This is a genomic window from Kitasatospora sp. NPDC054795, assembly GCF_053611565.1.
Genome location: NZ_JBSHAP010000100.1, coordinates 1 through 13,665, shown reverse-complemented (window position 1 = coordinate 13,665; position 13,665 = coordinate 1). Strand labels below are relative to the sequence as shown.

General features: G+C 74.7%; 10 protein-coding genes. 6 read left to right on the top strand and 4 right to left on the bottom strand.

The genetic code is table 11. The features are described from left to right. Window positions 1-112: 112 nt before the first annotated feature. Both ACWGJO_RS29820 and ACWGJO_RS29815 read right to left on the bottom strand, forming a co-directional pair. The gene (locus ACWGJO_RS29820; RefSeq protein WP_359911101.1) at window positions 113-637 is read right to left on the bottom strand and encodes a hypothetical protein; all 525 of its coding nucleotides are present in this window, start codon (window positions 635-637) and stop codon (window positions 113-115) included. 210 nt (window positions 638-847) lie between these two features. Then, entirely contained in the window at window positions 848-1,906 is a 1,059-nt protein-coding gene (locus ACWGJO_RS29815) for an IPT/TIG domain-containing protein (protein ID WP_452188420.1), read from the bottom strand. Between the two features lie 194 nt (window positions 1,907-2,100). On the opposite strand from ACWGJO_RS29815, the gene ACWGJO_RS29810 reads away from it, so the two are divergent. The 4 genes from ACWGJO_RS29810 (at window position 2,101) to ACWGJO_RS29795 (ending at window position 10,177) form a co-directional block, all read left to right on the top strand. Next, on the top strand, window positions 2,101-3,630 hold the full coding sequence (locus ACWGJO_RS29810; protein WP_387694461.1) for a hypothetical protein: 1,530 nt from the start codon (window positions 2,101-2,103) through the stop codon (window positions 3,628-3,630). Window positions 3,631-3,707: 77 nt separating this feature from the next. Beyond that, window positions 3,708-4,583 (top strand): hypothetical protein, encoded by an 876-nt coding sequence (locus tag ACWGJO_RS29805; RefSeq protein ID WP_452188418.1) that lies wholly within the window; start codon window positions 3,708-3,710, stop codon window positions 4,581-4,583. 202 nt (window positions 4,584-4,785) lie between these two features. Next, window positions 4,786-9,348, top strand: coding sequence for a hypothetical protein (locus ACWGJO_RS29800; protein ID WP_452188416.1), 4,563 nt, complete (start codon window positions 4,786-4,788; stop codon window positions 9,346-9,348). 61 nt (window positions 9,349-9,409) lie between these two features. Continuing rightward, the gene (locus ACWGJO_RS29795) at window positions 9,410-10,177 is read left to right on the top strand and encodes a metallophosphoesterase (protein ID WP_452188414.1); all 768 of its coding nucleotides are present in this window, start codon (window positions 9,410-9,412) and stop codon (window positions 10,175-10,177) included. Between the two features lie 15 nt (window positions 10,178-10,192). Here the strand turns inward: ACWGJO_RS29795 and ACWGJO_RS29790 are convergent, their stop codons facing one another. Together ACWGJO_RS29790 and ACWGJO_RS29785 are read right to left on the bottom strand one after the other, a co-directional pair. Beyond that, a complete protein-coding gene (locus ACWGJO_RS29790; RefSeq protein WP_452188412.1) occupies window positions 10,193-10,696 on the bottom strand; it encodes a hypothetical protein in 504 nt (167 codons plus the stop codon). Window positions 10,697-10,879: 183 nt separating this feature from the next. Next, complete coding sequence (locus ACWGJO_RS29785; RefSeq protein WP_452188410.1) at window positions 10,880-11,575, bottom strand: FadR/GntR family transcriptional regulator; 696 nt, start codon at window positions 11,573-11,575, stop codon at window positions 10,880-10,882. A gap of 151 nt (window positions 11,576-11,726) precedes the next feature. On the opposite strand from ACWGJO_RS29785, the gene ACWGJO_RS29780 reads away from it, so the two are divergent. Then, window positions 11,727-12,281 carry a gluconokinase gene (locus ACWGJO_RS29780; RefSeq protein WP_452188408.1) on the top strand — a complete coding sequence of 185 codons (555 nt, stop codon included), beginning with the start codon at window positions 11,727-11,729 and terminating at the stop codon, window positions 12,279-12,281. Between the two features lie 2 nt (window positions 12,282-12,283). Next, a partial coding sequence (locus tag ACWGJO_RS29775; RefSeq protein WP_452188454.1) for a GntT/GntP/DsdX family permease occupies window positions 12,284-13,665 on the top strand: 1,382 nt, incomplete at its 3' end.

Sequence of the window (13,665 nt, the reverse complement as noted above, 5' to 3'; positions counted from 1 at the left end):
GCCCGTGACCCGGAGCCCCGCGGGTGCCGCGGCGTGTGCCCGGGGTCGCACGCCCCGGGGCGGCGCCTGACGGGGTCGCGCCGGGGCGCGAGCGGGCGCGGACCGCCCGGACTCAGCCGGTGGTCACCGGTGCGCGGAAGGCGCGCTCCAGTGGACGCAGCGCCCGCAGCACGATCAGCAGCGGCACGACGCCGAGGACCCCGAACGACATGTCGACGAATCGCCAGGCCAGTGGAATCCCGCGCAGCGGCCCGCAGATCAGTGCCAGCGGGATGACGGCCCCGCAGGCGAGCACGGCCCAGCGGATCACCCAGATGTTGCGGACCGGGTCCTTGAGCGGCCCCCAGAAGGCGGCGGCGATCACCAGGTGGGCGAAGGCCAGCCAGTCGGTGCCGTAGGCCAGGAAGGGGTAGCGCCCGTTGGTCTCGGCGAGGCCGGTGTGGACCCGTTCGAGCCAGGCCGCCGCTGCGGGGAGGCGGTCGCTCAGCGGGGCGGCCGGCCCGGAGGCGAAGTCGACCAGCCAGCGGGTCTCGGTCTCCAGGGGGAACGCGGTCAGACCGCTGAGCACCAGGCAGACCAGGAAGAACCAGAGCCACCGTCGGACCTTGCGAAGGATGACCGCGGGGTCGCCGTCCATGTCGCCCACCTCCATGCCGAGCATGCCGAAGTGCAGGCGGAGCCTCGTCCGACCTGCGCGGAACCGACTCTAGACCTATCTTTTGAACGTGTTCAACTCTCATTTTGGGTGGGGTGGGGCAGGGGCGGCCGGGGTCGCCCCGGAACGCAGCGGTGCCCGGGCTCCGTGGAGCCCGGGCACCGCCGGCGGGCGGAACGCCGCCCGCAGCCGTTACGCCGTGTAGGTGTACGTCACGGGAGCGCTGGTCCCGCCCGCCGTGGTGACGGTGACGCCCACCGCCCCGGGCTGGGTGCCCGCCGGGGCCGTGGCCGTGCAGAAGGACGGGCCGCAGGAGACGTGTGTGGCCGGCACTCCACCGAAGGCCACCGTCCCGTACGTCAGGTTGCTGCCGATCACGTTCACCCTGGCCCCGCCGGCGACCGGACCGGACGCGGGGGACAGGCTGCTGACCGCCGGGGCGGCCGGGGCCGGCGGCGGGGCGCCGGTGTAGTCGAAGGCGGCCGGGGCCGTGGCGGTGCCGCCGGGTGTCACCACGGTGACCGGGGCGCTGCCCGAGCCGCCCGGGGTGGTCACCGTGCAGGCGGTGTCGGTGCAGCTGCCGGGCGCCGGGACGCCGCCGACCAGCACCATGCCGTTGACCAGGTTGGTGCCGCCGACGGTCACCGCGGTGCCGCCCGCGCCCGGGCCGGTGGTGGTGCCGAGGCCGGTGACGGCCGGGGCGGCCTGGACGGTCGCCGGCAGGAGGCTCTGGGTGCCGAGGTCGTAGCGGGAGATGTGGCCGGTCGGGTCGGTGTCGTTGGGGTTGGCGGCCGTCACCGTGATCACGCCGGCGATCGGCACGCCGGGCGTGGTGCGCAGGCTGAGCTTCATGAACTCGTACTTCCCGACCACCCGGGTGCCGTTCAGCACGGCCTCCAGGTGGCGGCCGTCGGGGGAGAGGGTCGAGCTGAAGGTGTAGTCGTACGGCGTGGAGTAGAACATCGCGCCGTCGGTGGTGACGCCGGGCGGCAGGTCGACGGTGAAGTGCGTCGGGCCGGTCAGGTCCGAGGTACCGGACGAGGTCCAGCCCGCCCACATGTTCCCGGTGGTGAAGAACCCGCCGGGGTAGTTCCCGCCCTGCGACACGGTCACGTGCTGGGCGGAGGTCGACGTCGTCGCGGCCGGGGCGGCCGCGGCGGCGGTGGCGCCGGTGACGAGGACGGCGCCGGCGGCGAGGGTGGTCACGGACAGCGCGGCGGCGAGGCCCGCTTTGGCCAGTCGGGTGATCATTGGTCGATCATCACCGAACAAGCGCGCCTTCCTCACGCTTTTCTCGAATGCCGGTTCGGGAATGGCGGAATCTCGTCGAAATCACGTTCTGAATCCGTCACCCGTACCGTCGTCCACCTGCTGCTCCGCCCGCCCGCAAGGTCCGTTTCGGTCGATGTCGGTGCGAACCTCTAATCTTGTCCTCCGTGACCGTCATCGCAGACCCGCTCACCGAGCCCGGCCTCCGCCCGCCCGCCGGCCCGGCCGCCGCGCGCCCCGCGCCCGGCCCCGCCGCCGACGAGGGCCTGGCCCGCCGGCTCAAGGCGCTGGCCTGCACCGCCCCGCTGCACGACCTGGACAACCGCAAGGTCAACCTGGCCGGCGAGTACGGCGGCTACGCGATGGCCGAGGTCGGCCTCGCCGCGATCGACCTGGTCACCCTGAACATGGACTTCGACACCGGGGCCGACCGCGACATAGTGCTCGCCCGCCTGCTGCCCCGGGTCGCCGTCCAGGCCACCGGCCGCCCCGCCGCCGAGCACGAGCGGGTCGCCCGCTGGGTGCTGGAGTCGCTGATCAACGTCGGCAGCGTGGACCGCGGCTTCCGCGCCGTCTACGGCACCTTCGGCGCGGACGGCGAGTACGTCCGCCGGGACTACGACTTCAAGCTGATCGAGGAGGTCCCCGGCCCGGACGGCGGCGTCTACCTGCGCACCACCGACGAGGCGGTCAACGTCCTGGTCGGCGCGCTCGACACCGACGTCACCTCGGCCCAGATCGCCGCCGAGGTCAAGCTGGAGGTGCTGATCCGCCGCGGCCGCCTGGCCGACGCCCAGCTCGCCGCCGAGCAGGCCCGCTACCGCACCGTCCAGTACGCCGAGACGCTGCGCCGCGCCCTGGACGCCACCCGCCGCAACGTCCGCGCCGTCGACTGGATGCGCGCCGTCCCCGACCTCATCGCGGAGGCGCTGGACCACATCGCGGACCGCTACCGGCACGAGAACGCGATTCTCACCAACATCCGCAAGGCCCGCGACGAGGCCGAGGACCCGGAGCACAAGCGCCGCGCCGCCGAGCTGGTCGACATCGTCAAGGACTGCATCCGCCGCCACACCCAGCTCCAGACCCGCCTGCTGGAGGCCGGCCCGCTGTTCCGCGCCGAGCAGGACCGGCAGGCCTTCGCCACCCCCGGCGCCCGCAGCGGCATCGACCTCTACGGGCAGCTGCTCGCCCCCGTACTGAGGCTGCCGGTGGAGCAGGCCGTCCGCCCCACCGGCGCCTTCTTCGCCCGGGGCGCCGGCCTGCGCACCCCGGTCTCGGTCCGGGTCGCCGACCTGGTCGACCTGCTGCTCACCCCGCCGGTCGAACGCGAGCACCTCGGCGCCGAGCTGCCCGACCCCGACCTGGTCGCCACCCCGGACGACAGCCGGTTCTCCGAGGCCCAGCTGGAGTCCGCGATGGTCCTGCTCGACCTGCCCCCGGACGCCCCCCGCCGGCTCTCCGGCCTGCTCGCCGACGCCCGCAAGCAGGACCCGGACCTGCCGTACCTGCTGGCCCTGCTCGCCGTGCACGCCGCCAGTCCGCCGGTCGGCACCGCCTACCGCCAGGGCGAGGAGCGGCTGCTGTTCGCCGTGGACGACGGCACCCCGCTGCACGACCCGGAGTTCGGCGGCGCCGACCTGATCGTCGGCAGCGCCCTGCTCGACGCGGTCGGCATGGCCGCCGACCGCAAGGACGCCGGCTGACCGGCCGGGAGGCACACCTTGCCGGGACCAACCTTGACGAACCGTAACCACCGCGCCACCCCCGAGGAGCACCGCCCGTGACGACCCACCACGACACGTCCTGGGCGGCCGAGAGCGAACCCGCGGCCCCCGCGCCGATCACCCCGGCCGACGTCGCGGACGCCGCCCGACTGGTCTCCTTCGGCCTCCAGGCCAAGCTGCTGCCCGCCCGGGACGCCGAGTACGCCGAGCTGGTGCGACGCCACCGCGAGGACCCGCCGTTCGCCCGGCTCGCCGACGCCGTCGCCACCGGCATGGGCCTGGTCGTCCTGGAGGTCTCCCCGCGGGCCGGCATGGCCGTGGCCGCCGCCGAGGACTCGCTGTTCGCCGTCCGGATGGGCGACTACTCGCGCCGCGCCGCCTCCGAGTCCACCGACCGCTTCCTGCACGGCCTGGCCCACCTGGCCGTCGCCGCGATGGCCTTCCCCCGCCCCGAGGACCTCGCCGACGACGGCTACCTCGGCCGGATCACCGTCAACGGCGTCGACTCCTTCGTGCGCCAGGCCTGCCGCCGCCTGGAGGAGCAGGCCGACGCCGAGGGCGCCAACACCGACCCGGCCTCCGACGCCCCCGGCCTGGAGGCGGCCTGGCGGGTCTGGGCCCGGCGCACCGCCACCGGCGCGACCAAGGACGCCCGCCGGCTCTCCGGCTCCACCATCGGCATCGTCGCCAAGGCCGTGCTGTTCCTGGTCGACTCCGGCTTTCTCCAGAAGGTCTCCGACGACTCCGGCGGCACCTACCGCACCACCGCCCGCTACCAGCTCCAGGTGCGCGACCTGGCGGGCAGCGCGGCCATGGCCGAACTGCTCGACCTCGGCATCGTCCCGGTCTCCGACGGCACCGCCAGCCTGCTGCCGCCGGACACCGGCGACGAACTGGTCGCCGACGCGGGCCTGCCGTTCCACTCGCTCTGAACCTGGTGCCCGGAGTCCACCCGCTCCGAGCACCGGCGCCCAGAGCCCACCCGCCCAGAGCCCACCCGCTCCGAGCCCACCGCGCCGGCCTCCCGCCGGGTGCACCCGGTCCCGGAGCACCGCGCCGGCCCCCGGCCCACCCGCCCCGAACCGGCCCGCCGCCCACCCCTCACGCCACGCAAGCCACGGAGAACCGCCGCACATGTACGAGCTCAACCGGGTCCGCCTCTACTCGATCGGACCGGCCGGCGCCCGCTACGCCGACACGGTGCTCGACCTGCGCGGCGTCGGCGAGCCGGTCGCCGACCCGGCCCCGCAGCAGATCGGCCTGTTCGGCGAGGACACCGACGGCCCGGTCCGCCGCCCCGCCCCCGCCGGCGTGCTCTTCCTGGAGAACGGCGGCGGCAAGTCCGTCCTGCTCAAGCTGATCTTCTCGGTCATGCTCCCCGGCCACCGCAACACCCTCGGCGGCGCCAGCTCCGGCGTGCTGCGCAAGTTCCTGCTCGCCGACGACTGCGGCCACGTCGCCCTGGAGTGGCAGCACACCGTCACGGGCGAGCTGATCGTGGTCGGCAAGGTCAGCGAGTGGCGCGGCCGCCAGGTCTCCTCCGACCCGCGCAAGTTCGCCGAGACCTGGTACTCCTTCCGCCCCGGCGCCGGCCTGACCCTCGACTCGCTGCCGGTCGCCGAACGGGTCAGCCTGGCCGGCGACCAGAAGGCCCGCGGCCGCCGCCGCACCATGAAGGGCTTCCGCGACGCCCTCACCGAGGCCGGCAAGGCCCACCCCCACCTCGACCTGGTCTTCGAGGACGGCCACGACCGCTGGACCGAGCACCTCGGCGAACTCGGCCTCGACCCCGAACTCTTCCGCTACCAGCGCGAGATGAACGCCGACGAGGGCGAGGCGGCCGGCCTCTTCGCGGTCAAGCACGACAGCGATTTCACCGACCTCCTGCTGCGGGCCGTCACCGACACCCGGGACACCGACGGCCTCGCCGACCTCGTGCACGGCTTCGCCGCCAAGCTCGGCCGGCGTGCCGAACTCACCGCCGAACGCGACTTCACCGCCGGCTCGCTGGACCTGCTGGAGCGCATCGCCGAGACCACCAGCGCCCGCGAGACCGTCCGCGAGGCCCACCGCACCGCCGAACGCCGCACCCGCCGCCTCGCCCACGCCCTCGCCTCCCGCGCCACCGCCGAACGCGACCGCGCCCAGGACCTCGCCATCGAGGTCGCAGCCGCCGCGAGCGCCGTCACCGCCGCCGAGGCCGACCGCACCCGGCACAGCCTGATCGCCGACGAACTCACCCACCGGCACGCCACGTTGGGCCTCGCCGCGGCCACCGCCGAGGCCGCCGCGCTGCGCCGCGAACTCATCGACGCCCGCACCCTGCACTCCGCCTGGCAGGCCGCCGAGGCGGTACTGCGCCAGCGCGCCGCCGCCGACCGGGTCACCCGGGTCGCCGCCGCCATCCGCGAGGCCGAGCTGGACGCCGCCCCCGCGCTCGCCGCCCGCGCCCGCGCCGCGACCGCCCTGGCCCGCGCCCTGGAGGCCGCCGCCGCCGCCGCCGAGTCCCGCGCCGACACCGAGGAGGAGCGCGCGGGCGAACTCCAGGAGGACGGCGGCAAGGCGCAGTCCGACGCCACCGAGGCCGCCACCGCCGCCCAGAAGGCCCGCAGCGAGGCCGAGCACCTGCGCCAGCGCCTCGCCGAGGTCGAGCAGGAGACCGAGGCCGCCGTCTCGGCTGGCTTCATCGACGCCGACGGCGACGTGGACCCGGCCCGCGCCGCGCTGCACGCCGCCGACGTCGAGAAGGCCGCCGCCGCCGCGCTCGCCCAGGCCCGTACCGCCGCCGAGTCCGCCGCCGCCCGGCTGCGCGAGTCCGCCGCCGCCACCTCGCGCGCCGAACTCGCCGCCGAGCGGGCCGGCGACGCCCGCAAGGACGCCGCCCGCTCCCTCGCCGCCGAGCAGCGCACCGCCGCCCTGCTCGCCACCGAGGAGCGCCTCGCCGACCTGCTCTCCCTGACCCCCTACCAGGAGGGCGCCGAGGAGGACGCCGGCTTCCTCACCCCCGCCGTGCTCGACCGCAACGCCGAGTACCTGCGCGAACTCCTCGACGAGTCCATCGCCACCGCCGAACGCACCCTGTTCGACCTCCGCACGGCCGCCGCCGACGACTCCCGCATCCTCGCCGCCCTCGGCGACGGCGGTCTGCTGCCGCCCGGCCCGGACGTGCTCGCCACCGTCGAGTACCTCGCCGAGCACGGCATCCCGGCCCTGCCCGGCTGGCGCTACCTCGCCCAGTCGGTGGACCCGGCCGACCACGACGCGATCCTCGCCGCCCGCCCCGAACTGGTCGACGGCGTGGTCGTCACCGACCCGTCCTCGCTGGAACGCGCCCGCGAGGCCCTGCAGGCCGCCGCCCTGCTGCCGCGCTCCACCGTCGCCGTCGGCGCCGCCGCCTCGCTGATCGCCCCGATCACCGACGAGCCCGCCTTCTTCCTCGTCCCGCCGAACCCGGCCATGCACGACGAGTCCGCCGCCGACGGCGAGCGCCGCGAACTGCGCGCCCGGGCGAGCGCCCGCGAGGAGCACATCCGCGAACTGGCAGGCCGCCTCGGCGCCGACCGCGCCCTCGCCGCCCGCCTCGCCTCCTGGCACGCCAGCTGCCCGCCCGGCACCCTCGCCGAATTCGCCGCCGCCGCCGAGGCCGCCCGCGAGCACGCCGAGCAGGCCGCCGCCGCCCTGGCCACCCTGCGCGCCGACCACGACGAGGCCGAGACCGACCACGCCGCGGCCGCCTCCGTCCACGAGGAGCACCGCGAGGCCGCCCAGCGCGCCCGCCGCCGCGCCGACGCCCTCTCCGGCCTCGCCTTCCGGCTGCGCGAGCGCGGCAACTGGGCCCGCCGCCAGCGTGAACTCGCCGAGGACGCCGCCGAGTGCGACCGCCGCCAGGTGCTGTGCGCCGACCGCGCCCGCACCTGCGACGAGGACCGCCGCGCCGCCCAGCGCGCCGCCGACGACGCCCGCCGCACGGCCCGCGCGCTGCGCGCCGAACGCGCCGAGATCCCCGCCGCCGAGCAGTCCGACGAGCCCGTCGAGACCGCCCCCGCCGCGCTGCCCGCACTGCGCGAGGCCTACCGCGCCGCCTCCCAGCTGTACGAGAAGGTCGGCGTCGGCGCCGACCTGCGAGCCGAGCAGGCCCGCGCCGAGGGCGACGAGGCCGCCGCCGCGACCGAACTCGACCGCCTCACCAACAAGGTCCGCACCCGCGCCGAGGAACTCCTCGGCAGCCCCGACGGCGCCGACGGCCCGGCCCGCCAGGCCGCCGCCGCCCGCGCCGAGGAGCTGGTCGCCACCATCGAGGCCCGCTCCGCAGCCGCCAGCGAGCAGCTCGGCCGGCTGCGCGGCGAGGCCGAGCGCTCCGCTCCCGCCGACGGCGAGGCGCACACCGAGCTGCCCGAGGACCTCGTCCCCACCGATCCGGAGCACGCCCAGGTCCTGCTGCGCACCGCCACCAGCCGACTCGCCGAGCGCCGCGAGGCCCTGGACGCCGCCCGCACCGCCCACGCCGACCTCCAGCGCACCTTCGACAGCGCCCAGGCCTCGGCCGCCGACTTCGACGAGCTGGCCGGCCAGCTGCGCGACGGCCTGCGCGACCACCAGGAGGACCCGGACGACCCGGTCGAGCCGTACCTGGGCTCGCTGGCCGACGCCCGCACCGGGGCCACCGAGGCACGCCGCTCGCTGCGCACCGCCGCCGGCGAGCTGTCCTCCTCCGAACTCGCCGTCCGCGACTCCTCCGACGCCCTGGTCCGGCACGCCAACGCGGCCCGCTACGAGGCCGTCCGTACCCCCGCCCGCCAGCAGATCCGGGAACTGCCCGCCTCCGCGCTGCCCGAGCACGCCGCCGCCTGGGCCGCGGCCTTCGCGCCCCGGCTGCGGGTGCTCACCGACGAGCTGGCCCAGCTGGAGAAGAACCGCGGCTCGATCGTGGACCGGCTGCGCGGCCTGGTCGAGTCCTCGCTCACCACGCTGCGCGCCGCCCAGCGGCTGTCCCGGCTGCCCGAGGGCCTGGGGGAGTGGTCCGGCCAGGAGTTCCTCCGGATCCGCTTCGAGGACCCGGACCACGCCACCCTGGTCGAGCGCCTGGGCGAGGTCATCGACGAGGCCACCCGCGCCGCCGTGAAGAAGAACAGCGACCTGCGCCGCGACGGCATGTCCCTGCTGCTGCGCGGGGTCGCCGCCGCGATCGGCCCCAAGGGCGTCAGCGTCGAGATCCTCAAGCCCGACGCGGTGCTGCGGGCCGAGCGGGTCGGGGTCGGCCAGATGTCCGACGTCTTCTCCGGCGGCCAGCTGCTCACCGCGGCCATCGCGCTGTACTGCACGATGGCCGCGCTGCGCGCCAACGACCGCGGCCAGTCCCAGCTGCGGCACGCCGGCACGCTGTTCCTGGACAACCCGATCGGCCGCGCCAACGCGACCTACCTGCTGGAGCTCCAGCGGGCCGTGGCCGACGCGCTCGGCGTCCAGCTGATCTACACCACCGGCCTGTTCGACACCACGGCGCTCGCCGAGTTCCCGTTGGTGATCCGCCTGCGCAACGACGCCGACCTGCGCGCGGGCCTCAAGTACATCTCGGTCGAGGAGCACCTGCGCCCGGGCCTGCCGGCCGCGCCGGACCCGGACGGCCCGACCATCCACGGCGAGATCACCGCCACCCGGATGTTCAAGCGTCCCGCGGAGGTTCCGGCGCAGGCGTGAGCGGTCCCCGTTCGGCCGGGGGCGGTTCCGGTTCGACCGTGAACTGACTAGCGTGATCTCCATGCTGACGATCGCGCACCTCAGTGACACCCACCTCGGCCAGGTCCACCGCCGGGACGGCGGCAGGCGCGCCCGGCGGCGGGCCGAGCAGGTGATGGCGTACCTCGACGCCCTGCCCGGCCCGCTGGACGCGGTGCTGGTCACCGGCGACCTCGCCGACCACGGCCTGCCCGAGGAGTACCGGGAGGTCGCCGAGGTGCTGGCCTCCCGGCACCCGGTGCTCATCTGCCCCGGCAACCACGACTCCAGGGCGCCGTACCGGGAGGTACTGCTCGGCGAGGCAGCGGGGGAGGGGCCGATCAATCGCCTGCACCAACTGCCGGGCGCCGACGTGCTGATGCTCGACTCCTCGATACCCGGGCAGGACGACGGCCTGCTGGACGAGCGGACGCTGGACTGGCTGGACACCGAACTGGCGTCCGGCCGCGGCGAGTTGCCCGCGCTGGTGGCCTTCCATCACCCGCCGGTGGAGCTGCACCTGCTGTACGTCGACCCGATCCGCCAGTTCGGCGAGGCGCGGCTGGCACAGGTGCTGCGCCGGCACCCCCGGGTGGCCGCCCTGTTCTGCGGCCACGCGCACACCTCCGCGGCCACCACTTTCGCCGGTCTGCCGCTGCTGATCGCCCCCGGCGTGGCGTCGACCGTCACGCTGCCGTTCGAGGGCGGGCGCGGCATCTCCTTCGACCACCCGCCGATGCTGGCCTTCCACGTCCTGGACGGGGACCGCCGGCTCACCACCCACTACCGGGCGCTGCCGGCGCGGGACTGACCGATCGGCCCGGCGCTACGGGTGGTTGGGCCGCACCCGGGCCTGGCGCGGCGGCTGTTGCGGTGCCTGGCGCGGCGGTTGGTACGGCTGCTGGTGCGGCGCTCGCTGCGGCTGGTGCCCTGGCCCGTACGGCTGCGGTGGCTGCTGCGGCGACTGCGACCGGGGCGATTCGTACGGCTGCCGGTACACCGACGACGGGCCGGGCCGGGGGAACGGCCGCGCGGCCAGCGGCTCGGAGGGCGCCCGGCCGCCCGCTGTCGGGTGCGTGGCGCCCGGCGTCCGCATCCGCTGGGCCGCGACCTGGCGGGAGATCAGGATCTCCAGCAGGCACCACATGGTGCCGAACACCCCGAGCCCCATGGCCAGCAGTGCCGGTGTCAGCAGCCAACTGCCCGCGTACGAGGCCAGGGTGGCCACCACGACGCCCACCAGGGTGAAGGACAGGCAGAGCACCGCCCGGACTGCGGCGGCGCGTACCTCGTCGGGCAGGCGGCGGCGACGGCGGCGTGGCACGGACATCGAGCGACCCCCAGGCGCGTGGCGCGTGTTCTGTGAAGCATACGGAACGGGTGCACACGAAACGCGCCCCTCGCCTCACTCTGCCCCGCCGAACCAGGACTATGCGTCCGAAACCGCCGAACTGCCTTCAAATCGTGTCATCCGGGCCGTCCCGGCAGGCCCGGCGCCGTCCGGCGGCCCGGCTCAGTCCAGTTGGACGTTGAGCTCCTCCAGCGCGCCGGTCACGATCGTCCGCATCGCCCGCTCGGCGTGGACGGCGTCCTCGGCGCAGATCGCCTCCGCGACCTCGCGGTGCAGGCGGATCGCGTACGGCTCCGGCTGATGGGGCATCAGATGGTACTCGGTCCGGCCGGTGAGCACCGCCGCGACGCTGTCCCCGAGATGGGCGAACATCTCGTTGCCCGAGGCGCGCAGCACCAGGGCATGGAAGGCGATGTCGTGCCTGAGGAAGGCGTTCAGGTCGGCGGCCCGTGCGGTGACCGTCAGGTCCACGGCCAGTGAGCTGAGTTCGCGCCGGTCGTCGTCGCTCGCGTGGGTGGCGGCGAGCGCGGCCGCGGCCGGTTCGACGGCCACGCGCAGCGAGCCGAGCGAGCGCAGCTGGGCCGGGCGGTCCGCGCCAGCCAGGCGCCAGCGGATCACCATCGGGTCGAAGACGTCCCAGAGCGACTTCGGCTGCACGGTGATCCCGACCCGTCGCCGGGACGCCACCATCCGCATCCCCTCCAGGACGCGCACCGCCTCCCGGACGACCGTCCGGGACACCCCGAACCGGCCCTCCAGTTCCTCTCCGCGCAGTACCGCCCCCTCGGGGATCTCCCCCGACGCGATCGCCGGCCCGAGCTCGGCAAGCAGCCGACCGGGCAGCCCCTGGATCTCCATCCGCCCAGCGTAGACGCCCGCTCCGCGGGCCTTCACCTCGCCCTGCGACCCAGGCCACATCGTAAAAGTATGACGATTTGGTTTCCGACACTTGAATACGTCATATCTTTGAGGCGATAGTGGCGGCCAGGCAACGAAGGAGCACCACCCCATGGCTCTCAGCGTCGAGAACCACGACCTCCCGCAGGCCCCCCTCACCGTCGTGGTGATGGGCGTCTCGGGCGTCGGCAAGACCACCCTGGCCCGCCTGCTGGCGGACCGTCTCGCCCTCCCCTTCGCGGAGGCGGACGAGTTCCACCCCGCGGCCAACATCGCCAAGATGTCCGCCGGCGTCCCGCTGGACGACCAGGACCGCGCCCCCTGGCTGCGCGCCGTCGGCGCCTGGCTCAAGGAGCGGACCGAGGACGGCACCGGCGGTGTGGTCACCTGCTCGGCGCTGAAGCACCGCTATCGCGAAACCCTGCGCGCGGCCTGCCCGGGCGCCTTCTTCCTGCACCTCAGCGGTGGCCACGAGCTGGTCGAGGACCGGCTCAGCCACCGCACCGGCCACTTCATGCCGTCCTCGCTGCTCGACTCGCAGTACGCCGCCCTGGAACCGCTGGCGGCGGACGAGCGCGGCGGCGTCCTGGACGTCGGCCCGTCCCCCGAAGAACTCGTCGAGATGGCCGTGGCGCTGCTGCGGCCCGTCAATGGAGACCTCGCGTGAGCATTGCCCCCACCCTGCTGGCGGCCGCCCCACCGGCCCTGCCGCACACCAGCAGCGACTCCCAGCTGCTGATCGCGGTGCTGCTCAGTATTGGTGCGATCGTCGTACTGATCACCAGGCTGAAGCTGCACCCGTTCCTCGCCCTCACGCTCGGCTCCGGTCTGCTGGCCGCCGTCGCGGGTGCCCCCTTCGACAAGCTGCTGAGCAGCTTCTCCACGGGCTTCGGATCCACCGTCGCCGGCGTCGGCCTGCTGATCGGCCTCGGCGCGATGCTCGGCAAGCTGCTCGCCGACTCCGGCGGCGCCAACATCATCGCGGACACCGTCCTCTCCCGGACCGGCAACAAGGCGCTGCCCTGGGCGATGGCGCTGATCGCCGCCGTGCTCGGCCTGCCGCTGTTCTTCGAGGTCGGGGTCGTCCTGCTGATCCCGATCGTGCTGCTGGTCGCCCGCCGCGGCAACGTACCGCTGATGCGGATCGGCATCCCGGCCCTGGCCGGCCTGTCGGTGCTGCACGGCCTGGTGCCCCCGCACCCGGGCCCGCTGGTCGCGGTCGACGCGCTGAAGGCCGACCTCGGCATCACCCTGGCGCTCGGCCTGCTGATCGCCGTCCCGACCCTGATCATCGCGGGCCCGCTGTTCGCGCGGCTGGCCGAGCGCTGGGTCGGCCCGCTGGAGATCCCGGCGGCCACCGCCCCCGAGGAGACGGCCAAGCACGACCGCACCCCGTCCTTCGCCGCGGTGCTGGCCACCATCCTGCTGCCCGTCGTGCTGATGCTCGGCAAGGCCCTGGCCGACGTCGTGATCGACGACCCGAAGGCGCTGGTCCAGCGGGTGTTCGACTTCATAGGCTCCCCGCTGATCGCCCTGCTCGCCGCGACCCTGCTCGGCATGGTGACCCTCGGCAGGGCGGCCGGCTTCGACAAGGCCCGGATCTCCGACACCGTCGGCAAGTCGCTCGGCCCCATCGCCGGCATCGTGTTCATCGTCGGCGCGGGCGGCGGCTTCAAGCAGACCCTGATCGACGTGGGCGTCGGCAACGCGGTCAGCGAGTGGTCCGGCAAGTGGCACATCTCGGCGCTGCTGCTCGGCTGGCTGATCGCCGTCCTGATCCGGCTGGCCACCGGCTCGGCGACGGTCGCCACGATCACCGCCGCCGGCATCGTCTCCCCGCTGGCCGCGAACATGTCCTCGACCCACGCGGCCCTGCTGGTGCTCGCGATCGGCGCCGGCTCGCTGTTCTTCTCGCACGTCAACGACGCCGGCTTCTGGCTGGTGAAGGAGTACTTCGGGATGAGCGTCGGGCAGACGCTGAAGTCCTGGTCGGTGATGGAGACGGTGATCTCGGTGGTCGCCATCGCCCTGATCATGCCGCTCAGCCTGAT

Bases quoted from the DNA above. Each gene is read 5' to 3' on its own strand.
- ACWGJO_RS29820 (WP_359911101.1), bottom strand. From the start codon at position 637: ATGGACGGCGACCCCGCGGTCATCCTTCGCAAGGTCCGACGGTGGCTC.
- ACWGJO_RS29815 (WP_452188420.1), bottom strand. From the start codon at position 1,906: ATGATCACCCGACTGGCCAAAGCGGGCCTCGCCGCCGCGCTGTCCGTG.
- ACWGJO_RS29800 (WP_452188416.1), top strand. From the start codon at position 4,786: ATGTACGAGCTCAACCGGGTCCGCCTCTACTCGATCGGACCGGCCGGC.
- ACWGJO_RS29795 (WP_452188414.1), top strand. From the start codon at position 9,410: ATGCTGACGATCGCGCACCTCAGTGACACCCACCTCGGCCAGGTCCAC.
- ACWGJO_RS29790 (WP_452188412.1), bottom strand. From the start codon at position 10,696: ATGTCCGTGCCACGCCGCCGTCGCCGCCGCCTGCCCGACGAGGTACGC.
- ACWGJO_RS29785 (WP_452188410.1), bottom strand. From the start codon at position 11,575: ATGGAGATCCAGGGGCTGCCCGGTCGGCTGCTTGCCGAGCTCGGGCCG.
- ACWGJO_RS29780 (WP_452188408.1), top strand. From the start codon at position 11,727: ATGGCTCTCAGCGTCGAGAACCACGACCTCCCGCAGGCCCCCCTCACC.